General features: G+C 69.2%; 22 protein-coding genes. 14 read left to right on the top strand and 8 right to left on the bottom strand.

All coding sequences use genetic code 11. From position 1 onward, the window contains the following. Positions 1 to 23 precede the first annotated feature (23 nt). Positions 24 to 536 (top strand): NINE protein, encoded by a 513-nt coding sequence (locus tag PHLH3_RS04815; RefSeq protein WP_213628405.1) that lies wholly within the window; start codon positions 24 to 26, stop codon positions 534 to 536. 89 nt (positions 537 to 625) lie between these two features. After that, positions 626 to 1,858, top strand: a complete 1,233-nt coding sequence (locus PHLH3_RS04810; RefSeq protein WP_213628404.1) for a TIGR03862 family flavoprotein — start codon at positions 626 to 628, stop codon at positions 1,856 to 1,858. Between the two features lies 1 nt (position 1,859). Here the strand turns inward: PHLH3_RS04810 and PHLH3_RS04805 are convergent, their stop codons facing one another. From PHLH3_RS04805 to PHLH3_RS04795, 3 genes are read right to left on the bottom strand one after another with little or no spacing between them, the layout of a single operon-like run. Beyond that, positions 1,860 to 2,771 carry a LysR substrate-binding domain-containing protein gene (locus tag PHLH3_RS04805; RefSeq protein ID WP_043245042.1) on the bottom strand — a complete coding sequence of 304 codons (912 nt, stop codon included), beginning with the start codon at positions 2,769 to 2,771 and terminating at the stop codon, positions 1,860 to 1,862. Between the two features lie 32 nt (positions 2,772 to 2,803). Next, on the bottom strand, positions 2,804 to 5,014 hold the full coding sequence (locus tag PHLH3_RS04800) for a molybdopterin cofactor-binding domain-containing protein (protein ID WP_213628403.1): 2,211 nt from the start codon (positions 5,012 to 5,014) through the stop codon (positions 2,804 to 2,806). Next, a complete protein-coding gene (locus PHLH3_RS04795) occupies positions 5,011 to 5,478 on the bottom strand; it encodes a (2Fe-2S)-binding protein (protein WP_213628402.1) in 468 nt (155 codons plus the stop codon). The genes PHLH3_RS04800 and PHLH3_RS04795 overlap by 4 nt, the downstream gene beginning before the upstream one ends. Positions 5,479 to 5,600: 122 nt before the next feature. Between PHLH3_RS04795 and PHLH3_RS04790 the strand changes: the two genes are divergently transcribed. From PHLH3_RS04790 to PHLH3_RS04735, 12 genes are all read left to right on the top strand, one after another. Then, a complete protein-coding gene (locus tag PHLH3_RS04790; protein ID WP_213628401.1) occupies positions 5,601 to 6,500 on the top strand; it encodes a LysR substrate-binding domain-containing protein in 900 nt (299 codons plus the stop codon). Positions 6,501 to 6,994: 494 nt separating this feature from the next. Next, positions 6,995 to 7,924, top strand: a complete 930-nt coding sequence (locus PHLH3_RS04785) for an amidohydrolase family protein (RefSeq protein WP_021217540.1) — start codon at positions 6,995 to 6,997, stop codon at positions 7,922 to 7,924. A gap of 4 nt (positions 7,925 to 7,928) precedes the next feature. Continuing rightward, a complete protein-coding gene (locus tag PHLH3_RS04780; RefSeq protein WP_043245036.1) occupies positions 7,929 to 8,834 on the top strand; it encodes an amidohydrolase family protein in 906 nt (301 codons plus the stop codon). Between the two features lie 118 nt (positions 8,835 to 8,952). Beyond that, positions 8,953 to 10,350 (top strand): UbiD family decarboxylase, encoded by a 1,398-nt coding sequence (locus PHLH3_RS04775; RefSeq protein ID WP_213628400.1) that lies wholly within the window; start codon positions 8,953 to 8,955, stop codon positions 10,348 to 10,350. Beyond that, positions 10,347 to 10,967, top strand: a complete 621-nt coding sequence (locus PHLH3_RS04770) for a UbiX family flavin prenyltransferase (protein ID WP_213628399.1) — start codon at positions 10,347 to 10,349, stop codon at positions 10,965 to 10,967. The genes PHLH3_RS04775 and PHLH3_RS04770 overlap by 4 nt, the downstream gene beginning before the upstream one ends. Next, positions 10,964 to 11,998, top strand: a complete 1,035-nt coding sequence (locus PHLH3_RS04765) for a GTP-binding protein (protein ID WP_213628398.1) — start codon at positions 10,964 to 10,966, stop codon at positions 11,996 to 11,998. The genes PHLH3_RS04770 and PHLH3_RS04765 overlap by 4 nt, the downstream gene beginning before the upstream one ends. A gap of 103 nt (positions 11,999 to 12,101) precedes the next feature. After that, positions 12,102 to 13,442: a nucleobase:cation symporter-2 family protein gene (locus PHLH3_RS04760; protein ID WP_213628397.1), complete on the top strand. Its 1,341-nt coding sequence runs from the start codon at positions 12,102 to 12,104 to the stop codon at positions 13,440 to 13,442. A 21-nt stretch (positions 13,443 to 13,463) separates the two neighbouring features. Continuing rightward, positions 13,464 to 14,840, top strand: coding sequence for an amidohydrolase family protein (locus PHLH3_RS04755; RefSeq protein WP_213628396.1), 1,377 nt, complete (start codon positions 13,464 to 13,466; stop codon positions 14,838 to 14,840). Positions 14,841 to 14,961: 121 nt separating this feature from the next. After that, the gene (locus PHLH3_RS04750; protein ID WP_213628395.1) at positions 14,962 to 15,564 is read left to right on the top strand and encodes an N-acetyltransferase; all 603 of its coding nucleotides are present in this window, start codon (positions 14,962 to 14,964) and stop codon (positions 15,562 to 15,564) included. A gap of 245 nt (positions 15,565 to 15,809) precedes the next feature. Further along, on the top strand, positions 15,810 to 16,175 hold the full coding sequence (locus tag PHLH3_RS04745) for a VOC family protein (RefSeq protein WP_173173563.1): 366 nt from the start codon (positions 15,810 to 15,812) through the stop codon (positions 16,173 to 16,175). An 87-nt stretch (positions 16,176 to 16,262) separates the two neighbouring features. After that, positions 16,263 to 17,270 (top strand): response regulator, encoded by a 1,008-nt coding sequence (locus tag PHLH3_RS04740; RefSeq protein WP_111261460.1) that lies wholly within the window; start codon positions 16,263 to 16,265, stop codon positions 17,268 to 17,270. A 3-nt stretch (positions 17,271 to 17,273) separates the two neighbouring features. Then, a complete protein-coding gene (locus tag PHLH3_RS04735) occupies positions 17,274 to 17,741 on the top strand; it encodes a PAS domain-containing protein (protein ID WP_213628394.1) in 468 nt (155 codons plus the stop codon). A gap of 323 nt (positions 17,742 to 18,064) precedes the next feature. Here the strand turns inward: PHLH3_RS04735 and PHLH3_RS04730 are convergent, their stop codons facing one another. The 5 genes from PHLH3_RS04730 to PHLH3_RS04710 form a co-directional block, all read right to left on the bottom strand. Further along, on the bottom strand, positions 18,065 to 19,534 hold the full coding sequence (locus PHLH3_RS04730; protein ID WP_213628393.1) for an aldehyde dehydrogenase family protein: 1,470 nt from the start codon (positions 19,532 to 19,534) through the stop codon (positions 18,065 to 18,067). Between the two features lie 18 nt (positions 19,535 to 19,552). After that, entirely contained in the window at positions 19,553 to 20,365 is an 813-nt protein-coding gene (locus PHLH3_RS04725) for an ABC transporter permease (RefSeq protein WP_213628392.1), read from the bottom strand. A gap of 1 nt (position 20,366) precedes the next feature. After that, positions 20,367 to 21,278 (bottom strand): ABC transporter permease, encoded by a 912-nt coding sequence (locus tag PHLH3_RS04720; RefSeq protein ID WP_213628391.1) that lies wholly within the window; start codon positions 21,276 to 21,278, stop codon positions 20,367 to 20,369. Positions 21,279 to 21,384: 106 nt separating this feature from the next. Next, entirely contained in the window at positions 21,385 to 22,524 is a 1,140-nt protein-coding gene (locus PHLH3_RS04715; protein WP_213628390.1) for a spermidine/putrescine ABC transporter substrate-binding protein, read from the bottom strand. A gap of 86 nt (positions 22,525 to 22,610) precedes the next feature. After that, the gene (locus PHLH3_RS04710) at positions 22,611 to 23,729 is read right to left on the bottom strand and encodes an ABC transporter ATP-binding protein (RefSeq protein ID WP_213628389.1); all 1,119 of its coding nucleotides are present in this window, start codon (positions 23,727 to 23,729) and stop codon (positions 22,611 to 22,613) included. Between the last annotated feature and the right edge of the window lie 47 nt (positions 23,730 to 23,776).

The raw sequence follows: 23,776 nt of genomic DNA, 5'->3' as shown, positions 1-23,776 counted from the left end.
CTTTCCCCCACAAGGATGTCTCCATGGAAGTCCATGCCTACCAGGCGCCCAGCGCCAACCTCGAAGTCGAAAGCGTGTTCTGCCGCAACTGCGGTTCCTCCATCACCCCGACCGCACAGGCCTGCCCGCGCTGCGGCGCCGACCAGAACCTGAACCCCAAGAACAAGATCGTCGCGGGCTTTCTCGCGCTGTTCCTCGGCGGCCTCGGCTTCCACCGTTTCTACCTGGGCCAGTGGTGGGGGCTGTTCTACCTGCTGTTCATCGGCACCGGCATACCCAGCCTGGTCTCGCTGATCGAGGCCATCGTGTTCTTCTGCACCAGTGACCAGAAGTGGAACGCCAAGTATGGCCGCACCAAGGGCAGCGCCTGGGTGGCCGGCCTCGTCGGCGGCCTCGCGCTGATCTTCGTGATCGGCATGCTCGCCTCCATCGCCATCCCCGCCTACCAGGAATACGTGAAACGGGCCAAGGCCCGCGCCGAACTGCAGCACCAGCAACAGCCGCAAGCCGAGCCGCAACTGCGCCAGCAACAGTGAGCCCGCCGGGCGCCGCCACGCGCGGCGCCCATGTCCCCCGGCGAGGCCTGCGCTAGAATGCGCGCCAGCCCAACCTCGCCAAGCCCTCCATGACCCAGAACCCCTCCCGCGTCGCCATCATCGGCGGCGGCCCCGCCGGCCTCATGGCCGCCGAAACCCTGGCGCTCGCCGGCGTGCGGGTCGACCTCTACGACGCCATGCCCTCGGTGGGCCGCAAGTTCCTCCTGGCCGGTGTCGGCGGGATGAACATCACCCACTCCGAGCCCAGCGCAGCCTTCCTCTCCCGCTATGCCGAGCGCCGCGACGACGTCGCCGCGCTGCTGCACGGCTTCGGCGCCGAGGAGCTGCGCGCGTGGATCCACGGCCTGGGCATCGACACCTTCGTCGGCACCTCCGGGCGTGTGTTCCCCACCGACATGAAGGCCGCGCCGCTGCTGCGCGCCTGGCTCAAGCGCCTGCGCGAGGCGGGCGTGGCCATCCACACCCGTCATCGCTGGCTGGGCTGGGACGCGCAGGGCCACCTGCGCATCGCCACGCCGGAAGGCGAGCGCAGCATCGAGGTCCGCGCCACCCTGCTCGCCCTGGGCGGCGGCAGTTGGGCGCGCCTGGGCTCGGACGGCACCTGGGTGCCTTTGCTGGAAGGGCGTGGCGTGGCCATCGCCCCCTTGCAGCCGGCCAACTGCGGCTTCGAGGTGGACGCCTGGAGCCCGCTGCTCAGGGAAAAATTCGCCGGCGCGCCGCTGAAGACCGTGGCCCTGCGCCTGGACGACGAGCCGCCCCGGCCGGGCGAGTTCGTGCTCACCGCCGGCGGCATCGAGGGCAGCCTGGTCTATGCGCTCTCCGCCCGCATCCGCCAGCGCATCGCCCGCGACGGCAGCGCCACCGTGCACCTGGACCTCTTGCCCAACCACCCGCCGGAGAAGGTCATCAAGGCCCTGGCCAAGCCACGCGGCGCGCGCTCCATGGCCAGGCACCTGCACGGCCAGCTGGGTATCGACGGGGTCAAGGCCGGCCTGTTGCGCGAGCTCACCCCCGCCGAGGTGTTCACCGACCCGGAACGCCTGGCCGCTGCGATCAAGGCGCTGCCCATCACCCTGGTGCGCCCGCGCCCGCTGGACGAGGCCATCAGCTCCGCCGGCGGCGTGCCCTTCGAGGCGCTCGACGAAAACCTCATGCTCAAGGCCCTGCCCGGCCTGTTCTGCGCCGGCGAGATGCTCGACTGGGAAGCCCCCACCGGCGGCTACCTGCTCACCGCCTGCTTCGCCAGCGGCCGCCGCGCCGGGCTCGGCATGCTGGCGTGGCTGGCCGCCGCAGGCCGCTGATTCAGGCCGGCAGCGGCTGGGCCATGCCGCGCTCGGCGGCGCTCTGCTCGCGCAGGGTTTCGAGAAAGCGCTGCAGCACCGCCGAGTCGTCGCCCGCGCGGTAGATGGCGTACAGCGGCACCTCCGGCAACGGCGGCTGCAGGCGGCGGAACACCACCCCCGCCGGCGCCAGCTGCTCCAGCGACGCCGGCAGCAGCGCCACCCCGAACCCCGCCTGGACCAGCCCGAGCAGCGTCTGCACCTCGATCACCTGCTGGCGGATCAGCGGGCTGAAGCCCACCTGCACGCAGCACTGCACGAGGAAGTTGGCGAAGCTCGACTGGTTCAGTTCCAGGGTGACGAAGAACTCGCCGGCCAGGTCGACCGGCGCCAGGGACGCTTGCTGGGCCAGCGGGTGCTCCGCTGGCAGCACGGCGCGCAGGGGTTCGTAGAGCAGCAGTTCGTTGCGCAGGCCGGGGTCGTCATGGCCGACGCGGAACACGCAGACATCGATGCGGTGCTCCTTAAGCGCCATCAGCTGCGCCGCCGGGGTCATCTCGTGCAGGCGCCAGCGCACGTCCGGGTAGTGGACGCGGAAGCGGTTCAGCGCCCGGGGCAGCACGCCGACCATCACCGAGCTGATCATGCCGATCTCCAGCTCGCCCAACTGGCCGCGAGCGGTCTGGCGGGTGAGGTCGAGCGCCCGGTTCAGTTGCTCGAACACCAGCGGCACCTGCTGCTTGAGGGTGCGGCCGGCCTCGGTGAGCTCCACCCGGTGGTGGCTGCGCTCGAACAGGCGCGTGCCCAGGGCCTCTTCCAGCAGGCGTATCTGCTGGCTCAGGGGCGGTTGCGACATGTGCAGCCGGGTGGCCGCACGGCCGAAGTGCAGTTCATCGGCGAGCACCGAGAAGTAACGCAGCAGTCGTAAGTCCATGCGGCCTCCGCAGCCCGTTCAGATCACCCCGTTCAGCCCAGCCCATCCAGCGCCAGCGGCGTGTCCCGCAGGCGCTTGCCGGTGAGCCGGAACACCGCGTTGGCGATGGCCGGCGCCACCGCCGGGCTGGCCAGTTCGCCGACGCCGCCGGGCTTGTCCCGCGCGCCTTCGAGCACCTGGATGTCCAGCGCCGGCATGTCCGACATGCGCGCCACCCGGTAGTCGTGGAAGTTGCTCTGCAGCACCTGGCCCTGGCGGATGTCGAGGCGGTCGAACAGCGCGTGGCCGAGCCCCCACATCAGCCCGCCCTGGAGCTGCTCCTCGACGCCGCCGGGCGAGACCGCCAGCCCGCAATCCACCACGCAGGTGAGGCGCTCCACCTGCACCACACCCTTGCGCAGGGCCACCTGGGCGATCACCGCGATGAAGCTGCCGTAGCCCTGGTTGGTGGCGATGCCCAGGGCCGAATCCGGGCCGGGTGCGCTGCCCCAGCCGGCACGTTTGGCCGCGCTGCGCAGCACCTCGACGTGGCGCGGGCGCTCGTGCATGTGCGCCAGGCGGAAGTCCAGCGGGTCGCGGCCGGCGGCCTGGGCCAGCTCGTCCATGAAGCTCTCCACCGCGAAGACGTTGGGGATGAAGCTCACCGAGCGGTACCAGCCGCTGGGGACGCCGCTCTCGTGGCGCAGCCAGGCCAGGTCCAGGTGCGGCGCACGGTAGGCGAAGTCGAAGGCGGAGATGGCCTCGGTGGTGCTGTAGTCCATGTGGTCCGGGCGCTCGAAGTAGCCCGGCTCCCACATCTCCGGCGAGGCCGGGGACACCGCGCGCAGCCTGAGTGCCTGCAAGCCGCCCTCGCCGTCCAGCGCGCCCTCCAGGCGGTGGAAGGTGGCCGGATGGCCATACAGCGCGCGCATCTCGTCCTCGCGGCTGTTCATCAGCTTCACCGGCACCTTGGCCTGGGCGGCCAGGTAGGCCACCTCGAACAGCCAGTACTTGGCCTCCCGCGCGCCGAAGCTGCCACCGGAGACCATCTCGTCGATATGCACCTTTTCCGCCGGCAGGCCGCAGACCACCTCGGCCGCCTCCATGGCGAAGGACGGCACCTGCACGCCGCCCTTGAAGGTGATCCCGCCCGCGTCGAGCCAGGCGATGATGCACACCGGCTCCAGGGGGTTCTGCATCTTGGCGGGCATGCGGTAGTCGGCCTTGACCACCCGCCCGGCGCCGCCCAGGGCCACAGCGGCATCACCGGCCTGCAGCGTGGGCACCAGCTTGGCGGTGGCGTCTTCCAGGGCCTTGGCCTGGACCTCGGCCAGCTGCGCGCTGTCGAAATCCACGGCGCCGCCCTGCCACTCCACCACCAGCGCGGCACGCCCCAGCCTGGCGGCCCAGTAGTCGTCGGCGAGCACCGCCACGCCTTCCTGGTTGCCGCCGAGCACCTTGTCCTGCGCGGGGATGCGGATGACCCGGTGCACGCCGGGCACCTTCAGCGCCGCCCTGTCGTCGATACGCGCCACCCGGCCGTTGACCACCGGGCTGCGCTGCACCACCGCCACCCACATGCCCGGCACGCGGGCATCGATGCCGTACTCGAAGCGCCCACTGACCTTGTCCGCCGCATGCCGCTTGTGGCGCAGCTTGCCGATGTACCTGAACTGCTCCGGGTCCTTGAGCTTCACCGCCCTGGGCGCCGGCAGCTGCGCGGCGGCGTCGGCCAGCTCGCCATACCCCGCGCGGCGCCCGCTGGCGCCGTGCAGCACCTGCCCGCCGCCGGTACTGCAATCACCCGGCGCCACGCCCCAGCGCAGCGCCGCGGCCTCGACCAGCAGGGTGCGCGCGGTGGCGCCGGCCTCGCGCAGGCGCCCGTATTCCAGGGCGACGCTGGTGCTGCCGCCGGTGGAAAACACCTTCCACAGCGGGTGCCGGTAGGCCTCGAAGAAGGGGTTCTCGGGGGTGATGACCTCGACCGCCAGCGGGTCCAGGTCCAGCTCCTCGGCGACGCAGGCGGCCAGCGCCGTGTGGGTACCGGTGCCGGAATCATGCTTGTGCACCACGATCCTCACCGTGCCGTCGGCCAGCACCCGCACCCAGGCGTTGGGCTCGAAGGGCGCCGTGGCCCCGGCGGCGCTGCCCAGCTCGCGCCCGGCCTGGGCACCGCCCAGGTGGAAGCCGATGGCCAGGCCCGAGGCCAGGGTCGCCGAATGCTTGAGGAAGGTGCGCCGCGCCAGCGGCCGGGCCAGGCTCATGACGCCTCCCCGCGCTCGGCGGCGACGCGCTTGATGGCCTTGGCGATGCGTGGGTAGGTGCCGCAGCGGCAGATGTTGCCGGCCATGGCCGAGCGGATGGCGTCGTCGTCGAGGGCGCGGCCGGAGGCCAACAGCGCCGCCGCTGACATCAGCTGGCCGGACTGGCAGTAGCCGCACTGCGGCACGTCCTCGGCGATCCAGGCGAGCTGCAGCGGGTGGTCGCCTTCGGCGCAAAGCCCTTCGATGGTGGTGATCGCATGCCCCGCCGCCGCCGCCAGGGGGAACTGGCAGGAGCGGATCGGCGTGCCGTCCAGGTGCACCGTGCAGGCGCCGCAAAAGCCTCCGCCGCAGCCGAACTTGGTGCCGGTCAGGTACAGGCGGTCGCGCAGTACCCAGAGCAACGGCGTGGACGCCAGCGTTTCTTCCAACTGATGGCGCGTGCCATTCACCACGATCTCGATCATGCCGGGCGCTCCTTGAACTGAGGCGAGAATTCGCGTGTAGTCGTGCCGCCCCATAGTGGGTACGACCGGTTGCGCCAGCCAGCGACGATTTCCGCCAACCCGTGTAAGCAGGACTAACAGCCATGTACAAGCGATACCCGTCGCTGCAGTCGATGAGCGCGTTCCTCCAGGCGGCCCGCACCGGCAGCTTCTCCCAGGCCGCCCGCGACCTGGACCTCAGCCACAGCGCCGTGAGCCAGCAGATCCGCACGCTGGAGGAGTTCGTCGGGCAGCCGCTGTTCCTCCGCGAGAAGGGCCGCAGCAGCCTCACAGACGCCGGCCAGCTGTTCGCCGGGATGCTCGCCGACGGCCTGATGCAGATCGACAAGGCGCTGTCCTCGGTGAGCAACCGCGAGCTGCCCCGGCGCATGACCCTGGATGTCGACGCCGAGCTGGCGCAGAGCTGGCTGAACGCCCGGTTGCCGGCGCTGCTGGCGCTGTTCCCCGGCCGCGAGATCCTCTTCCTCTCCATGCCGCGCCTGGAGCGCCAGGCGTTCGAGCGCGTCGACCTGAGCCTGCGCTACGGCTACGGCGAGTGGCAGGACTGCGAGTTCGCCCCCCTCTGCGACGACCGCGTCACCCCGGTCGCCTCCCCGGCGCTGCTGCGTCGCCACGGCCTGGTCGCACCCATCGAGCCGACCGAGGTGCTGAAACTCCCGCTGCTGGGCTACTCGCGCCGGTCGTGGATTCCCTGGCTGGACGCCGCCGGGCTGGAACCGATGGAGCCCCAGGCGACCATGGTCTTCGACAACGTCGCCAACCTGCTGGCCGCCGCCGAGGCCGGCACCGGCGTGGGGCTGGTGCGCGGCCTGCTCTCCGCCGACGCCCTGCGCGAAGGCCGCCTGGTGCGCCTGACCCGCACCAGCATTCCCGCGCACTACAACCTCTACGCCCTCTGGCCCCACGGCGGCGCCGAGAAGGTCGCGCCCATGGTCGATGCGATCCGCGAGATGGCGGCGCAGACGTTCGGGGCGACCGGGTGAGCACCTGGAAGCCTGATCGCGAATGAATTCGCTCCCACAGGAAAAGCGGCAACACACCGGCAGAGACATGACCGCTGTGTAGGGTGGAGGTCGCTTTTTACCTCCACCGGGCGGAGTCGGACCGGGCACGTCGTTATGCCTGAGGCTCCGCATTGATGGGTTTCGTACCTCGCGGAACGCCGCCCGACCCATCCAACGAAGGTCCGATCGCGAATGAATTCGCGCCCACTGCGGGCGGTGGCATTGTGGATAACCCCTTGCAAATCATCCCCTTGCGGCGCCGATATCCAGCGCATATCAACCCGGCGGCCAAATAGTATTGGTCGCGCTCCGAGGCCCCTCCCGATACTGCGGACCAAGCGACAGCTCAGGTCCTGTGCGCCCTGCAAGAGGCGCGGGAAGGTGCTGCGAGGCACCTAGCAATGGCCATTGCACAGGTCGATCTGTTGCGAACCGGAAGGTCTTCCTTCCCCGCACTATCAGGAGATCGAACTGTGATCATCGATATCAGTTGCTACCCCACCGACCTGGTGGATCTCGCCTGGAGGCACGACGGTGACCCCTTCACCGGCGAGCGCCTGCTGGAGATGATGGATGGCCCCTACCTGGTCAACGGCAAGCCGCGCCGCATCGACAAGGCCTTCATCCAGCCGCCCCAGGGCAACACCATCTACACCTGGACCGACGGCGAGCTGTCGGGCCGCGAATCCATCGACGCCTACATGGCCTACACCCTGAAGATGGTCCAGACCTACCCGGACCGCTTCATCGGCTGCTTCGTCTACAACCCGCGCTGCGGCGTGCAGAACGGCGTCGAGGCCATCGAGCGCTACGTCACCGAGCACGGCTTCAAGATGGTCCAGATGCAGGCCAACATGCACGCCTACCGCCCGGACCGCGCCCTGGACTGGGTACGCCCGGCCTTCGAGAAATGCGCCGAGCTGGGCGTGCCGGTGAAGCTGCACACCGGCGACGGCCCCTACAGCATCCCGTCCGAGTGGGTGCCGATGATCAAGGAGTTTCCCAACGTCGACTTCATCATGGCGCACTTCGGCGTGCAGACCGGTGGCGTCTACGTCTTCGAGCCCATGCAGTGGGCCATGGAGCTGCCCAACGTCTATTGCGAGTCCGGCTGGTGCCTGCAGTCGCGCATCGTCGAGTTCGCCAAGGTGCTGCCGACCCACAAGATCCTCTTCGGCACCGACACCCCGCCGAACGAGCCGGGCATGTGGCTGCGCCTGCTGGAGGTGCTGTGCATGGAGCCGCCCCAGGGGCTGGACCTGGACGAGGACACCCTCGAGGACTACCTCGGCAACAACACCGCCCGGATGATCGGCCTGGAGCCGACCCCGCCGCCGCGCAGCCTCGCCGAGGCCGAGGCGCTGCTGAAGAGCCCCGTCACCACGCAACTGGCCAGGAGCTGACGCGATGATCATCGACACCCACCTGCACCCCACCAACCTGGTCGACGAGGCCTGGCGCCACACCGGCACGCCCTTCACCGGCGAGCGCATGCTCAAGCTGATGGACGGCCCCTACATGATCAACGGCAAGCCGCGCCGCATCGACATGGGCTTCATCCAGCCGCCGCCGGGCAACACCGGCTACCGCGACGGCAACCGCCGTGGCCGCGAGGGCGTGCGCGACTACATGTCGTACATCGCCGAGCTGTGCGTGAACTACCCGGACCGCTTCATCGGCAACTTCACCTTCAATCCGCGCTGGGGCCCGGAGAACGGTGCGGCGGAGCTGGAATTCCACGTCAAGGAATACGGTTTCAAGATGCTCAAGCTGCACGCCAACATGCACGGCTACCGGCCCGACCGCGCCCTGGACTGGCTGCGCCCGGCGATGAAGGTCTGCGCCAAGTACAACATCGTGGTGCTGATCCACACCGGTGACGGGCCCTACACCATCCCGACCATGTTCTACCCGATCATCCGCGAGTTCCCGATGGTGAACTTCATCATCGGCCACTTCGGCATCCAGACCGGCGGCAACTATTCCTTCGAGGCCTTCTGGATGGCGATGGACACGCCCAACGTGTACTGCGAGTCGGGCTGGTGCTTCCAGTCGCGCATCGTCGAGTTCGCCAAGGAGCTGCCGCGCCACAAGATCGTCTTCGGCACCGATTCGCCGCCGAACGAGCCGGGCATGTGGCTGCGCGAGCTGGAGGTGCTCTGCTCCCCCGCCCCGCAAGGGCTGGGCATCGACGAAGACCACCTGGAGGACTACCTGGGCAACAACATCGCGCGCCTGGTGGGCATCGACCCGACGCCGCCGCCCAAGGACCTGGCGGAGGCGGAGATCCGCCTGACCACCACCTACCTCTAGGGTTTCCACTGCGGTACTTACAGGCTCCCGGGGACCGCGCGCGGTCGGCCAGCCGGCCGGCTGCGCGCAGGGCTCGGACACCCGCGCCCCGGGACGCCTGCTTTTCGAGAGGTGCGACATGACCCTGCCGAGCTTTGCCACGGCCCAGGATTTCCACGCGTTCATCGAGGCCTACCGCGAGCGCTTCGCCGACGACGTGCTGACCATCGCCGAACCCCTTTCCAGCGACCAGGACGTCACCGCCCTGGTCGACGCCCTGGCCGCCCGGGGCCGCCACCCGCTGCTGATCTGCGAGCGGGTGGGCAACCTCGGCGTGCCGGTGGCGACCAACCTGTTCGCCTCGCGAACCCGCATCGCCCGGCTCTTCGGCACCACCCCGGCGAAGCTCCACGAGGTGTTCCAGGCCCGCGCCAACGCGCCCATCCCGCCGGTCTACCTGGACAGCGGCCCGGTGCTCGACGAGGTGGTCGAGGGCGAGGCGCTGGACCTGGCACTGCTGCCGATGCTCAAGCATTTCGACAGCGACCGCGGCCCCTACATCACCAACGCCATCATCGTCGCCCAGGACCCGGTCACGGGCGTGGCCAACATGAGCTACCACCGCTCCATGCGCCATGCCCGCCAGGCCCTGGCCACCAGCCTGCATTCGCGCGGCCACCTGTGGCGCATGCTGCAGGCCGCCCGCGAGCGCGGCGAGGAGCTGCCGGTGGCCATGGTGGTCGGCGCCCACCCGCTGTTCATGCTCGCCGCCGCCGCGCGCCTGCCCTATGGCGCCGACGAGCGTGCGGTGGCCGGCGGCCTGTTCGGCGCGCCCCTGGAGCTGGTGAAGACGCCGCGCTACGGCATCGGCGTGCCGGCCCACGCGGAGTTCGTGCTGGAGGGCGCCATCGACCCCACCGCCTATGCCGAGGAGGGCCCCTTCGGCGAGTTCAGCGGCTACTCCTCCGACCGCTCCACCAACAACGTGCTGCGCGTCGACACCCTGCTGCGCCGCCGCGACGCCTGGCTGGTGGACGTGGTCGGCGGGCGCTACGCCGAGCACCTGACCCTGGCACGCCTGCCCCGCGAGGCGGAGATGAGCGAGAAGCTCAAGGCGCGCTTCCCGGCGGTGACCGCCGTGCACTACCCCAACTCGGGCACCCACTTCCATTGCTACGTGGCGCTGGACCAGAGCCGCGACGGCGAGGCGCGGCAGATCATGCTCGCCCTGCTCGGCTGGGACCCGTACCTGAAGACGGTGATCGCGGTGGACAGCGACATCGACATCAGCGACGACAGCCAGGTGCTCTGGGCGCTGGCCACGCACTTCCAGCCGCACCAGGACCTGTTCACCATCGACGGCCTGCCGGGCAGCCCGCTGGACCCCTCCTCCTCGGCCAACGGCACCACCTCGCGCATGGGCCTGGACGCCACCCGCAGCGCGGGCTTCGACGGCATCCGCGCGCAGCTCGACCCGCGCATCCAGGGGCGCATGCGCCAGCTGCTGAAGGGCTACCTGCCGGGGAGCCCGTCATGACGCCGCGTCGCCTGGTGGTGGGCATCAGCGGCGCCTCGGGCTTCGTCTACGGCGTGCGCCTGCTGGAGCTGCTGGAGCAGCTGGGCATCGAGAGCCACCTGGTGCTGAGCCGCGCAGCGCTGCTGACCATGGCCCACGAGACCGACTACAAGCTGGCCGACGTCATCGCCCTCGCCAGCCACCACCACCGCGCCGAGGACGTCGCCGCCGGCATCGCCAGCGGCTCGTTCCGCTGCCTGGGCATGGTGGTGGCGCCCTGCTCCATGCGCACCCTGGCGGAGATCGCCAGCGGCGCCTCCTCCAGCCTGCTGACCCGCGCCGCCGACGTGACCCTCAAGGAACGCCGGCCGCTGGTGCTGATGGCGCGGGAAACGCCGCTGACCCTGGCGCACCTGCGCAACATGACGGCGGTCACCGAGATGGGCGGGATCATCGCCCCGCCGGTGCCGGCCTTCTACGCCCGCCCGCAATCGCTTTCACAGATGGTCGACCACAGCCTCGGCCGGGTGCTCGACCTGTTCGGCCTCGACGCCGGCACCGCGCTGCGCTGGGGCGAACCCGCCCCGGACGCCAACGCCGCCGGCGACCATTCCGCAACCCCGAAGGAGCTCGCATGAACACTGCATTCAACGCCCCGACGCCCAACCGCAAGATCCCGGTGACCATCCTCACCGGCTTCCTCGGGGCCGGCAAAACCACCCTGCTCAACTACATCCTCAAGGAGAACCACGGCCACAGGATCGCCGTGATCGAGAACGAGTTCGGCGAAGTCGGCATCGACGGCGACCTGGTGCTCAGCTCCGAGAGCGAGGAGATCTACGAGATGGTCAACGGCTGCGTGTGCTGCACCGCCGAGGTCCGCGAGGACCTGGTGCGCATCATCCGCGAGCTGGTGAAGCGCCCGGTGCGACTGGACCGCATCCTCATCGAGACCAGCGGCCTGGCCGACCCCTACCCGGTGGCACAGAGCTTCTTCATCGACGACCCGATCGCCGAGGAAGTGGAACTGGACGCCATCGTCACCCTGGTGGACGCCAAGCACGTCGCCCAGCACCTGGAAGACCTGCAGCTGGACGGCGTCGACAACCAGGCGGTGGACCAGATCGTCTGCGCCGACCGCATCATCATCAACAAGGTGGACCTGGTGGGCGGCGAGGAACTGGCCGACCTGCAGGGCAAGGTGCGCAGCCTCAACGCCACCGCCGAGCTGGTGACCTCCAGCTACGCGCGCATCGACCTGGACGGCATCCTCGGCGTCGGCGCCTTCGAGGCCACCCGCAAGCTGATGGAGATCGGCGCGGAGCACCACGACCACCACGGGCACGGCGCGGACGACGGCCACGAGCACGACCCCAGCGTCAGCTCGGTGGGCATCGCCGTGACCCGGGAGATCGACCTGATGGCCTTCCACCGCTGGATCAGTGACCTGCGCCAGCGCCAGGCCGACACCCTCTACCGCATGAAGGGCGTGCTCGCCGTGCAGGGCGAGGACCAGCGCTACGTGCTGCAGGGCGTGCACAGCCTGGTGGAGTTCCGCGCCTCCACGCCCTGGGGCAACGAGGTGCGTACCAGCAAGATCGTGTTCATCGGCCGCGACCTCGACCGCGCCGCCCTCAACCAGGGGTTCGCCGCCTGCCTCGCAGGCTGACCACGCTCCGGGCTGCCGCTACGCCCGTGAGCCGGGCGACGGCCCTGGGCACACTGAACGGGTTCCCTCAGCAACAAGAACAATTCGCCAGAGGACTAGCACCATGAATTCAGCCGTGCACCCGGTAGACCAGGTTCTGCCGCTCCGTCAGATGCTCACCCTCGGCCTGCAACACATGGCCGTCTCCTACATCGGCGCCATCGCCGTCCCGCTGATCGTCGCCAGCGCCCTGAAGATGTCCCAGCCGGACACCGTGCTGCTGATCAGCACCACGCTGTTCTGCTGCGGCATCGCCACCCTGATGCAGACCCTGGGCTTCTGGAAGTTCGGCGTGCGCCTGCCGATCCTCCAGGGCGCCGCCTTCAGCAGCGTGGGGCCGGTGATCGCCATCGGCAGCAACCCCGATGTCGGCGTCGCCGGCATCTGCGGCGCGGTGATCGGCGCCGGCCTCTTCACCATGCTGGTGGCGCCCTGGGTGGGTCGCCTGCGCCGGCTGTTCCCGCCCGTGGTCACCGGCTGCATCGTCACGGTGATCGGCCTGCAGCTGTTCCCCATCGCCTACGAATGGGCCGGCGGCGGGCGCAACCACAGCGACTTCGGCGCCCCCGGCTTCCTGCTGGTGACGTTGGTGGTACTGGCGGTGATCCTGCTGGTGACACGCTACGGCAGCCCGCTGCTGCGCAACATGTCGGTGCTGATCGGCATGCTGGTGGGCGGCGGCCTGGCCTATGCGCTGGGCATGGGCAACTTCCATGGCGTGGAAGAGGCGCCCTGGCTGACGGTGCCGGTGCCCTTCCACTTCGGCGTGCCCACCTTCGCGCTGATCCCCATCGCCACCCTGGTGGTGGTGATGATCGTGCAGATGGTCGAGTCCATGGGCCTGTTCGTGGCCATCGGGGACATCGTCGAGCGCCCGGTGGAAGACCGCCAGGTGGTCGCCGGGCTGCGCGCCAACGGCCTGTCCAGCGCCATCGCCGGGATGTTCGCCGCCTTTCCCTTCATCGCCTTCATGGAGAACGTCGGCCTGGTGATCCTCACCGGCGTGCGCAGCCGCTGGGTGGTGGCCGTCAGCGGCCTGATGATGTGCACCGTGGCTCTGATCCCCAAGGCCGGCGCCATCATCGCCTCGATGCCCACCGCGGCCCTGGGCGGCGCCGCCGTGGCGATGTTCGGCGTGGTCGCCGCCGCCGGCATCCAGACGCTGGCCAAGGTCGACTACGAGCGCAACCGCTACAACGTGCTGATCGTCGGCTTCACCATCGCCGCCGCCCTGGTGCCGGTGCTCTCCCCCGCCCTGTTCCATCAACTGCCCGCGTGGAGCCAGCCCTTCCTGCACAGCAGCGTGGTGATCGCCTGCCTGGTGTCGGTGGGCCTCAACGCCGCCCTCAACGGCGTCGGCGTGCCGGACGCCGCGAACGGCAAGACCCTGCACGACGTGCTCTGACCGCAACCACGGGAACCTTCCATGAACGACATCCTGATCAAGAATCCCCAGGCCGTGATGACCGGCCTGCGCGGCGAACGCGCCCGCGCCGGCAGCCTCGACATCCGCATCCGCGACGGGCGCATCGCCGAAATGGCCAAGGGCCTGCAGCCGGGCGCCGGCGAGCGGGTGATCGACGCGCGCCGCTGCCTGGTCTACCCGGGCTGGATCAACACCCACCACCACCTCGCGCAGAACCTGCTCAAGGCCGTGCCCGCCGGCCTCAACCAGGACCTGCAGGGCTGGCTGGCCAGCGTGCCCTACCCGCGCCTGTCGCGCTTCACCCCCGAACTGGTGCGCATCGCCGCGCGCCTGGGCATGGCCGAGCTGCTGCTGTCGGGCGTCACCACCTGCGCCGACCACCACTACCTCTACCACGCCAACGGCAGCACCGAGAGCGGCGACGCGCTGTTCGACATAGCCGAGGAATTCGGCATGCGCTTCGTGCTCTGCCGGGGCGGCGCGCTGGAGTCGGCCAACGCCCACCCGGGCTTCTCCAAGACGGCCCTGCAGCCGGAGAGCCTGGAACAGATGCTCGGCGACATCGAGCGGCTCAAGGCGCGCTACCACCAGGAGACCCCGGACGCCCTGCGCCGGGTGGTGGTGGCGCCCACCACGCCGACCTTCTCGCTGCCCCCGACGCTGCTCCGCGAGCTGGCGCAGAGCGCACGCCGCATGGGCCTGCGCCTGCACACGCACCTGTCGGAGACGCAGAACTACGTGAACTTCTGCCGCGAGAAATACAACTGCCTGCCGGTGGAGTTCGTCGCCGAGCACGAGTGGCTGGGGCCGGACGTGTGGTTCGCCCATATGGTCCACGCCCAGCCCTCGGAGATCCGCCTGCTGGCGCAGACCGGCAGCGGCATCTCCCACTGCCCGGTGAGCAACGCGCGCCTGGGCAGCGGCATCGCCCCGGTGCCGCAGATGGCGGAAGCCGGCGTGCCGATCTCGCTGGGGGTGGACGGCGTCGCCTCCAACGAGTCCGGGAGCATGGTGGGCGAGGCCAACACCGCCTGGCTGATCCACCGTGCGAACCAGGGCGCCTCGGCCACCCTCGCCGAGGACGTCATCCACTGGGGCACGGCCGGCGGCGCCAGGGTGCTGGGCCTGGGTGCGGTGGGCACCCTGGAAGTGGGCCAGGCCGCCGACCTGGTGCTCTACGGCCTGGACCACCCGCGCTTCTTCGGCTTCCACGACCCGGCCCTCGCCCCGGTGCTGGCCGGCGAGCCGATGGCGGTGCGCTACAGCCTGGTGGGCGGGCGCCTGGTGGTGGACGACGGGGTGATCCCGGGGCTCGATCTTGAGCGTCTGCGCCGCGAGGCACTCGACGGCGTGCAGCAACTGCTGCAGGGGGACTGAGGCCCGGAGGCCGCGCCGCCCGGGACTCCCGGCGGCGCGGCTTACCCGCCCGGAAAGGCACTCGCGAAACATGGTACGCAAGTGCTAATTTCGCCTTTCCCTGCCCAGCCGAGCCCCGCCCATGCCGCTGACCTTCCGCCCCGCGACCCCCGCCGACGCCCCGGCCATCGCCCCGCTGGTGTACCGCTCCGGCCCCGCCGCCTTCGACCATGCCTTCGCCCGCAACGGCCACAGCGCGGTGGATTTCCTGCGCTGGACCCTGGCGCGGGAAGCCGGCGAGTTCGGCTACAAGGCGCACTGGGTGGGCGAGCAGGACGGCCGCATCGTCGCCACCGGCACCGCCTTCAGCGGCGAGGCCAACCTGCGCAACAGCCTCGCGGCGCTGGGGCAGATCATCGGCTTCTACGGCCTCGGCGCCGCGTCGGTGATCCGCCGTGGCCTGCAACTGGAACGCATCATCCAGCCGCCACCGGCCGCCACCTGCTACCTCGCCCACCTGGGTGTGGAAGACGGCCTCACCGGCCAGGGCATCGGCCGGCAACTGATCGACCACCTCCTGCAACAGGGCCGCCACGCCGGCCTGCAACGCGCCGCCCTCGACGTCTCCGCCACCAACCCCCGCGCCCAGGCGCTCTACGAACGCCTCGGCTTCGTGGTCGAGCACGAGCGCCCCTCCACTATCCCCGGCGTCGCCGCCCATCGGTTCATGGCGCGGGGGATTTGAGGAGGCCGGTTGTCGTCGCGTCATCAGGAAAGCCCGATCGCGAATTAATTCGCTCCCACAAGGGCGGCGGCGCTGCGCGCCGCTTGGCGACTGAAGTCGCCCCTACCGATCATGCGCAGACGCGACCGTCGTGCTCCCGACGGGCTACCGGAGCGGGTATTGCTGGGTTTAGGATGCGGCAGCAGGCGCCCGCAGAGGCGCCGACCTGACCGCGACGGCCTGTTCACCGACCATAGGGATAGCCCATGAGCACGCTGGAAACCGTTGAACTGAAGGCCTTCGTCCCCGCGAAGGACTACGAGCAGAGCCAATCCTTCTACCTGGACCTGGGCTTCAGGCCCGGCGGTGTCTCCGACGAGATCGCCTACTTCAGCCATGGCGACTGCGCCTTCCTGCTGCAGAACTTCTACGAGCCGGCCCTGGCCGAGAACCTGATGATGCACCTGTTGGTGAAGGACGTTGAGGCCTGGTGGCAGCACGTGCAGGCCAGCGGTGTGATCGAGCGCTACGGGGTGCGCGCCATCGCGCCCCAGGACCAGCCCTGGCGCATGCGCGACTTCGTGCTGTTCGACCCCAGTGGCGTGCTCTGGCGCATCGGCCAGAACATCTGAGCGCAACCCCGCCGGCACCTGGTGTCGGCGGCCACCGGGCCAGCGTCTATGCTTGCTCTGACCCTGAAGTGACGGCGGTGCCGCTAAGTGATCCCCCTCCTCGTCTGCGATGACTCGATGATGGCGCGCAAGCAATTGATCCGCGCCCTGCCCCAGGACTGGCCGGTGTCCATCACCCAGGCCACCCAGGGCGAAGAAGCCATGGTCGCCATCCGCCAGGGCCTGGGCCAGGTGGTGCTGCTGGACCTGACCATGCCGGTGATGGATGGCTACCAGGTGCTCGCCCAGCTGCGCGCCGAAGGCCTGGTGGCCCAGGTGGTGGTGGTGTCCGGCGACATCCAGGAGGAAGCCCAGCGCCGGGTGATGGAGCTGGGCGCCCTGGCATTCATCAAGAAGCCCGCCGACCCGGCCGAGCTGCGCGCCGTGCTGGTGCGCCTGGGCCTGCTCAAGGTGCCGGCGCCGGGCGTGCCCGCCGAGCCGGTGCCCTCCCGCGAGGACCTGGTCCTCAAGGTCAACTTCCGCGATGCCCTGCGCGAGGTGAGCAACGTCGCCATGGGCCGCGCCGCCGCGCTGCTGGCCAAGGTGCTGGATGTCTTCGTGCAGTTGCCGGTGCCCCAGGTGAACATCTTCGAAGTCAGCGAATTGCACATGACCCTGGCCGACGCCCAGCGCGGCGAGCGGCTCAGCGCGCTGTGCCAGGGCTTCATCGGCGACGCCATCGCCGGCGAGGCGCTGCTGCTGTTCCACGACTCCGAGATCGCCGACATGGCCAACCTGCTGCGCTGGCAGCCGGCCGACGACAAGGAGACCTCGGAGATGCTGCTGGACCTGGCCAGCATCATCATCGGCGCCTGCCTGGCCGGCATCGCCGAGCAGATCGACGTGCGCTTCTCCCAGGGCCACCCGCAACTGCTCGGGCAGCATGCGTCCATCGAGCGGCTGATCCACCTCAACCGCACCCGCTGGAAGAAGACCCTGGCGGTGGAGATCAGCTACAGCGTCGAGGCCCACGACGTGCACTTCGACCTGCTGCTGCTGTTCACCGAGGACTCGATCCCGCGCCTGACCCACAAGATCCGCTACCTGATGGACTGACCCATGCCGGCACAGATCGATATCAAAGAGGTTCACTGGCTGCTCGACATCGTGCAGTGCATCGACGTCGGCGTGGTGGTGCTCGATCGCCAGTACCGCGTGGAGGTGTGGAACAGCTTCATGGAGAACCACTCCGGCCTGGGCCCGGACGAGGTCCACGGCAAGGTGCTGTTCGAGCTGTTCGAGGAGATCGACGAGACCTGGCTGCGGCGCAAGGTGGACAGCGTGGTGCAGCTCGGCACCCGCGCCTTCAGCCTGTGGGAGCAGCGGCCCTTCCTGATGCGCTTCAAGAACTACCAGCCGATCACCGGGGAGGAGGACTTCATGTACCAGAACGTCACCCTGCTGCCGCTGATGGGTGCCAGCGGCAGCGTGGAGCACCTGTGCGTGGTGATCTACGACGTCACCGAGGTGGCGCGCTACAAGAAGCAGGTCGCAGCCCTGCGCGCCGGCGGCGGCGGCCCGGCATAGCCTCCAACCACGCACGCCCCGTGTAGGGGCGGATTCATTCGCCCAGCTCCGCCGTCCCCGTGGGAGCGAATTCATTCGCGATCGGATGATCGGGCCGTGCACCCACAGCGAAGCCTCAGGCATGACGCCGTGCCGGGGCCCGACTCCGCATGGTGGAGGTACAGAACGACCTCCACCCTACGCAACGGTCACGCTTGTGCGGCGGGGGCCGGCTGCTTTTGTAGGAGCGAATTCATTCGCGACCGGCCGATCGGGCATGCACCCACAGCACCTTCGCGCATCGGCATTCGGTGGGCTGAAGCCCACCCTACGGGCGCTGGAGGTCACTTGAGGTACCACCCCCAGGGTTCCTGGCTGCGGTATTCGGTGACCTGCTTGACCTCCAGGTAGTTGTCCAGCCCCCAGCGGCCGAGCTCGCGGCCGATGCCGCTCTGTTTCATGCCGCCCCAGGGCGCCTGGGTGAAGGTGGGTTGCGAGCAGTTGACCCAGACGATGCCGGCGCGCAGGCCGTTGGCCACCCGGGCGGCGCGGTCGAGGTCGGCGCTCATCACGGCGGCGGCGAGGCCGAAGCGGCTGTCGTTGGCCATGCGCAGGGCGTCGGCCTCGGTCTTGAAGCGCTTGACGCAGAGCACCGGGCCGAAGATCTCCTCGCGCCAGATGCTGGCGTTGTCGGCCGGCTCGTCGAAGATCGTCGGCTCCAGGAAGTAACCGTGGGACAGGTGCGCGGGGCGCTTGCCGCCGCTGATCAGGGTGGCCTCGCGGGTGCCCTGTTCGATCATCCCCAGCACCTTCTGGTACTGCCCGGCGCTGACCAGCGGGCCCAGCAGCACGCCGCGCTCCAGGCCGGGGCCGATGGTGATGCGCCGCGCCTCGGCGACCAGGCGCTCGAGCAGGCGCGGGGCGATGCCTTCCTGCACCAGCAGGCGCGAGGTGGCGCTGCACACCTGGCCCTGGTTCCAGAAGATGCCGAACAGGATCCATTCCACCGCCGCCTCGACATCGGCGTCGTCGAAGACGATGAAGGCCGACTTGCCGCCCAGCTCCAGGCTGATGTTCTTGATGTCGGCCGCTGCCGCCGACATGATTTTCGACCCCGTCGGCACGCTGCCGGTGAAGGCCAGCTTGTCCACGCCCGGGTGCTGGCTGAGCGGCCCGCCGGCATCGCCGCCAAGGCCGGTGACCACGTTGAGCACACCGGACGGCAGGCCGATGCGGTCCGCCGCGCTGGCCAGTTCCAGGGCGGTGAGCGGGGTCAGCTCCGACGGCTTGAGCACGCAGGTGGCGCCCGCCGCCAGGGCCGGGGCGACTTTCCAGGCGGCCATCAGGAGCGGGTAGTTCCAGGGAATGATCTGCCCGGCCACGCCCACCGGCTCGTGGCGGATGCGGCAGCGAAAGCGCGCGTCCGGCAGCTCCAGCGCCTCGTCCTGGCGGCCGTCCAGCTCGCGGGCCAGCTCGGCGTAGTAGCGGAAGCAGCCGATGGCATCGGCGATGTCCCATTGCGCCTCGGGCAGCGGCTTGCCGTTGTCGCGCACCTCCAGCACCGCCAGGGCGTCCTGGCGCCCTTCCAGTTCGCTCGCCAAAGCCTCCAGCCAGCCGGCGCGCTCGGCGCCCGTGGTCTGGCCCCAGCCGCGGTTGAAGGCCTGGCGCGCAGCACGCACCGCGTGGTCGATGTCTTCCTCGGTGGCCGCCGGCACGCGCTGGATCAGGTCGCCACTGCTCGGGTCGAGCACGTCGAAATGGCCGCCCAGGTCCGGTCGTACCCATTGCCCGTTGATATACAGCTGGTCACGCATGGTGGCTCTCCAGGGTCGTCAGGCGCCGGTGCGGCGGTTCTGCAGGTAGCGGGAGGTGAACAGCAGCGCCAGGGAGGCGCAGATGATCACGGTCGAGATGGCGTTGATCTCCGGGGTGATGCCCCGGCGGATGGACGAGAAGATGTAGATCGGCAGCGTGGTTTCCGAGCCGGCGACGAAGAAGGCGATGATGAAGTCGTCGAAGCTGAAGGTGAACGCCAGCAGGAAGCCGGCCATGATCGCCGGGGCGATCTGCGGCAGCACCACGCGGCGGAAGGTCTCCAGCGGCGGCGCGTAGAGGTCGGCGGAGGCTTCCAGCAGGGCCTTGTCCAGGGACTCGACGCGGGTGCGGACGATGACCATCACCAGCGCCATGGTGAACAGCGAGTGGGCCGCGACCACGGTGACGAAGCCCATGCGCAGGCGCGGCAGGCCGGCGCCGAGGAGCAGGTCCAGCAGCGGGTTGAGCACCTCGAACAGGCTGATGAAGGCGATCAGCGTGGCGATGCCGATGACGATGCCGGGGATGATGATCGCGCAGTAGGTCAGGGCATCGAAGACCATCCGCACGCGCCGCCCGACCCGCTGCAGGCCGAACACCGCGAGGGTGCCGAACAGCGTGGCGATCAGCGCCGAGCACAGGGCGATCAGCGCGCTGTTGCCGAGGGCCTCCATGATGAAGGGGTTGCCGAAGGCACGACCGAACCACTGCACCGAGCAGCATTCGAAGGACAGCCCGCTGCGCCCGGCATTGAAGCTGAACAGGATGATCAGCGCGATGGGCGCATAGAGGAACAGGTACAGCGAGGTGGAATAGCTGCGCAGCCACATGTCAGAGCATCCCGTCTGTGGAACGCTTGCCGTAGCGCGCCACGAGCTTGAGGTAGATGAAGATGATCACCAGCATCATCGCCACCAGGGTCATGGCCACCGCGCTGCCGAAGGGCCAGTTGCGCGATTGCAGGAACAGGTCGACCAGGGCGTTGCCGACGAAGAACACCTTGCCGCCGCCGAGGATGGCGGGGATGAGGAACTCGCCCATGAGCAGGATGAACACCAGCATGGCGCCGGTGATCACGCCCGGCGCGGAGAGCGGCAGGGTCACCCGGCGGAAGGTCTCGAAGGCGCTGGCGCCGAGGTCGGAGGAGGCCTCCAGCAGGCGCTTGTCGAGCTTCTCCAGGCTCACGTAGATGGGGAACACCATCAGCGGCAGGTAGCCGTAGACGATGCCGATCAGCACCGCCGTGGGGGTGTTGATCAGGCGCACCTCCTCCAGGCCGACGCTGGCCAGCAAGGCGGGGATGCCCTTGCCGCCGAGGATGAAGATCCAGGCGTAGGTGCGGATCAGGAAGCTGGTCCAGAACGGCACGATCACCAGGGTCAGCAGCAGCGAGCGGTTGCGCTGCACCTTCACCGCCAGGAAGTACGCCAGCGGGTAGGCCGCCAGCAGGCACACCAGGGTGCCCAGCGGGGCGAGGAACAGGGTGTTGGCGAAGGCCTTGGCCCGCGAGCCGAGGTTGAGGTAGTTGTCCAGGGTCAGCGCGGCGGCGTAGCCACCCACCGGGCTGCGCTCGCCGAGGCTGAAGACCAGGATGATCACCAGCGGCATCAGCAGCATCAGCAGGAACCACAGGGTGGAGGGCAGCAGCAGGAGCAGCGTGACGCGGCGTCCGAGGCTGCGGCTTTCGACCGGCGCGGCCTGGCCCGCATCGACCGCTGCGGGAGCGCTGAGAGCGACGTTCATGGAAGAGTCCCTACGATTCATGGAGGCGACCAGGGTAGGAGCGAGCTCTGCTCGCGAATGCGGCGTCGCGATTCACGGCGGAGCTCGCCCCTGCGGCCGATGAGGGTCAGGCAGCCTTGAAACGCGCCATCAGTTCGGCACGTTCCGGGCTGGTGAGGGTGGCGGCGGCGCCGAACTCCAGGGCGCTGAGCAGCTCGGCGGCCGGGTACATGATCGGGTCGTCGAGCATCGCCTTGGGCAGCAGCGCGTCCACGCGCTTGTCGCCGCTCGGGTAGCCGTGGGCTTCCACTTCCAGCTTGTTGACCTGCGGGTCGAGGAGGAAGTTGATCAGCGCGTAGGCGGCATCGGGGCGTTCGGCGCCCTTGGGGATGGCGAAGAAGTCGCTCCACAGCTCGCCGCCTTCCTTGCCCAGGGTGAACTGCATGTTCGGCAGGTCGCGGTGCAGCTGCGAGCCGTCGCCGGTCCAGCACATGGACATCCAGGCGTCGCCGTTGCGCATCGAGGGCTGGTAGTCGGAGTTGATCGCGAACAGGTGCGGCTTGACCTCCAGCAGGAGCTTCTCGGCGTCGGCCAGCTCCTTCGGGTCCAGCGAGTTGAAGCTGTAGCCGAAGGACTTCAGCGCATTGCCGATGGCGGTGAGCTGGTAGTCATGGACCATCACGCGGCCCGAGGCTTCGCCCTTGGCCAGCTCCCAGAACTCCTTCCAGCTGCTGGGCTTGGATTTGATCCTGTCGCTGTCGTAGACGAAGCCGGTGGTGCCCCAGTTCTTCGGCACGGCGTAGAGCTTGCCGTCGACGATGCCCTGCTCCATGAAGCGCTTCTCGTAGCTGGCGGCATCGAAGTTGGGCAGGCGCGAGAGATCCAGCGGCTCGATCAGGCCCAGCTCGACGTAGGTGCTGATGGTGTAGTTGGTGGGCACGAAGAGGTCCCAGCCGCTGCCGCCGGCCTGGAGCTTGGCGAGCATCTCCTCGTTGGAGCCGAAGACGTTCATCTGCACATGGGCGCCGGTCTTCTCGGCGAAGGCCGCGAAGTTCTCGGCGTTGTGGTAGTTCGGCCAGGTGGCCAGCACCACGCGATCACCGATGGCCTTGTCGGCGCCGTAGGCCTTGCCGGTGAGCAGGCCGGGCATGTTGGTCGCGACCACCGCCGCCGCCAGGCCCAGGCCGGTGCGGCCAAGGAATTCACGTCGGGTGATGGAGCCGTTCTGCCAGCTGCGCATCTGTTTGATGAAGTCTTTACGGTCCATTGCCTGCTACCCCGCCTGTTGAGTGTTGGTTTTCTTGTCTGCCCTGCACTGCAAAAGCCCCTGCGATGCCTTGCCGGGGGGATGAACTAGAGCGCCATGGCCAGGCCGGCGGCCTGGTCCCAGCCGATGCGCACCGGCGCGCCATGCTCGAAGGCCGCCTTGTCGCGCCCGGTGTGGCCCGGCACGCGCACGCAGACGATGCCGAAGGGCTCGGTGCGCACGCGGTATTCGGTGAGGTTGCCCAGGTAGATGCGGTCCACCACCTCCCCGGCCAGGCTGATCTCCCGGGCCAGGGCGTCGGCGGCATTGCCGATGGCGATCTGCTCCGGGCGCACGGCGATGCAGCCCGGCTCGCTGGCCGCCAGGCGCGGGCCGGTGGGGGTGGCCGGGCTGGCCAGTTGCAGGCCCTGGGGCATGTCCAGCAGCACGCGGTCGCCGTCCACCCGGCGCACGGTGCCGGTGAACAGGTTGGATTCGCCGATGAAGTCCGCCACGTAGCGGCTGGCGGGGGTTTCGTAGAGCTGCTCGGGGGTGGCGGTCTGGATGATGCCGCCGTCCTGCATGACGCTGATGCTGTCGCTCATCGACAGCGCCTCTTCCTGGTCGTGGGTGACCAGCACGAAGGTGATGCCGACCTCGCGCTGCAGGCGCAGCAGTTCGGACTGCATCTCCTTGCGCAGCTTGCGGTCCAGCGCCGCCAGGGGCTCGTCCAGCAACAGCACGGTGGGCTTGTTGACCAGGGCGCGGGCCAGGGCCACGCGCTGCTGCTGGCCCCCGGAAAGCTCGTGGGGCTTGCGCTGGCCGAAACCGGTGAGGCGCACCATCTCCAGGGCCTCGTCGGCGCGGCGGCGCTGCTCCTCGCGGTCGGGCCGGGGGTTCAGGTAGCGCAGGCCATAGGCGATGTTTTCCGCCACCGTGAGGTGGGGGAACAGGGCGTAGCTCTGGAACACCATGTTCACCGGCCGCTGGTGCGCCGGAATGCCCGCCACGGGCCGGCCGCCGAGCCAGACTTCGCCGGCGCTGGGCTGCTCGAAGCCGGCGATCATGCGCAGGGTGGTGGTCTTGCCGCAGCCGGAGCTGCCGAGGAAGGAGTGGAAGGCGCCCCGCCGGACCTTGAAGTTCAGCCCGCTGACCGCGCGCACCGAGCCGTAGCTCTTTTCCACGTTGCGGAATTCGATATCGAAGACAGCGTCTGCATCGCTCACGACCAGCCCCTTTTCCAGGTGTTCCTGCTTGTGGGGCCACGCTATCA

The organism is Pseudomonas sp. Pc102 (assembly GCF_018408275.1).
In the GTDB taxonomy this organism is placed as follows: Bacteria; Pseudomonadota; Gammaproteobacteria; order Pseudomonadales; family Pseudomonadaceae; genus Metapseudomonas; species Metapseudomonas tohonis.
Note: the sequence above shows the minus strand (reverse complement) of the source record. Positions and strands in the feature narration are given on the sequence as shown.

Bases quoted from the DNA above. Each gene is read 5' to 3' on its own strand.
- PHLH3_RS04815 (WP_213628405.1), top strand. From the start codon at position 24: ATGGAAGTCCATGCCTACCAGGCGCCCAGCGCCAACCTCGAAGTCGAA.
- PHLH3_RS04810 (WP_213628404.1), top strand. From the start codon at position 626: ATGACCCAGAACCCCTCCCGCGTCGCCATCATCGGCGGCGGCCCCGCC.
- PHLH3_RS04805 (WP_043245042.1), bottom strand. From the start codon at position 2,771: ATGGACTTACGACTGCTGCGTTACTTCTCGGTGCTCGCCGATGAACTG.
- PHLH3_RS04800 (WP_213628403.1), bottom strand. From the start codon at position 5,014: ATGAGCCTGGCCCGGCCGCTGGCGCGGCGCACCTTCCTCAAGCATTCG.
- PHLH3_RS04795 (WP_213628402.1), bottom strand. From the start codon at position 5,478: ATGATCGAGATCGTGGTGAATGGCACGCGCCATCAGTTGGAAGAAACG.
- PHLH3_RS04790 (WP_213628401.1), top strand. From the start codon at position 5,601: ATGTACAAGCGATACCCGTCGCTGCAGTCGATGAGCGCGTTCCTCCAG.
- PHLH3_RS04780 (WP_043245036.1), top strand. From the start codon at position 7,929: ATGATCATCGACACCCACCTGCACCCCACCAACCTGGTCGACGAGGCC.
- PHLH3_RS04775 (WP_213628400.1), top strand. From the start codon at position 8,953: ATGACCCTGCCGAGCTTTGCCACGGCCCAGGATTTCCACGCGTTCATC.
- PHLH3_RS04770 (WP_213628399.1), top strand. From the start codon at position 10,347: ATGACGCCGCGTCGCCTGGTGGTGGGCATCAGCGGCGCCTCGGGCTTC.
- PHLH3_RS04765 (WP_213628398.1), top strand. From the start codon at position 10,964: ATGAACACTGCATTCAACGCCCCGACGCCCAACCGCAAGATCCCGGTG.
- PHLH3_RS04760 (WP_213628397.1), top strand. From the start codon at position 12,102: ATGAATTCAGCCGTGCACCCGGTAGACCAGGTTCTGCCGCTCCGTCAG.
- PHLH3_RS04755 (WP_213628396.1), top strand. From the start codon at position 13,464: ATGAACGACATCCTGATCAAGAATCCCCAGGCCGTGATGACCGGCCTG.
- PHLH3_RS04750 (WP_213628395.1), top strand. From the start codon at position 14,962: ATGCCGCTGACCTTCCGCCCCGCGACCCCCGCCGACGCCCCGGCCATC.
- PHLH3_RS04745 (WP_173173563.1), top strand. From the start codon at position 15,810: ATGAGCACGCTGGAAACCGTTGAACTGAAGGCCTTCGTCCCCGCGAAG.
- PHLH3_RS04735 (WP_213628394.1), top strand. From the start codon at position 17,274: ATGCCGGCACAGATCGATATCAAAGAGGTTCACTGGCTGCTCGACATC.
- PHLH3_RS04730 (WP_213628393.1), bottom strand. From the start codon at position 19,534: ATGCGTGACCAGCTGTATATCAACGGGCAATGGGTACGACCGGACCTG.
- PHLH3_RS04725 (WP_213628392.1), bottom strand. From the start codon at position 20,365: ATGTGGCTGCGCAGCTATTCCACCTCGCTGTACCTGTTCCTCTATGCG.
- PHLH3_RS04720 (WP_213628391.1), bottom strand. From the start codon at position 21,278: ATGAACGTCGCTCTCAGCGCTCCCGCAGCGGTCGATGCGGGCCAGGCC.
- PHLH3_RS04715 (WP_213628390.1), bottom strand. From the start codon at position 22,524: ATGGACCGTAAAGACTTCATCAAACAGATGCGCAGCTGGCAGAACGGC.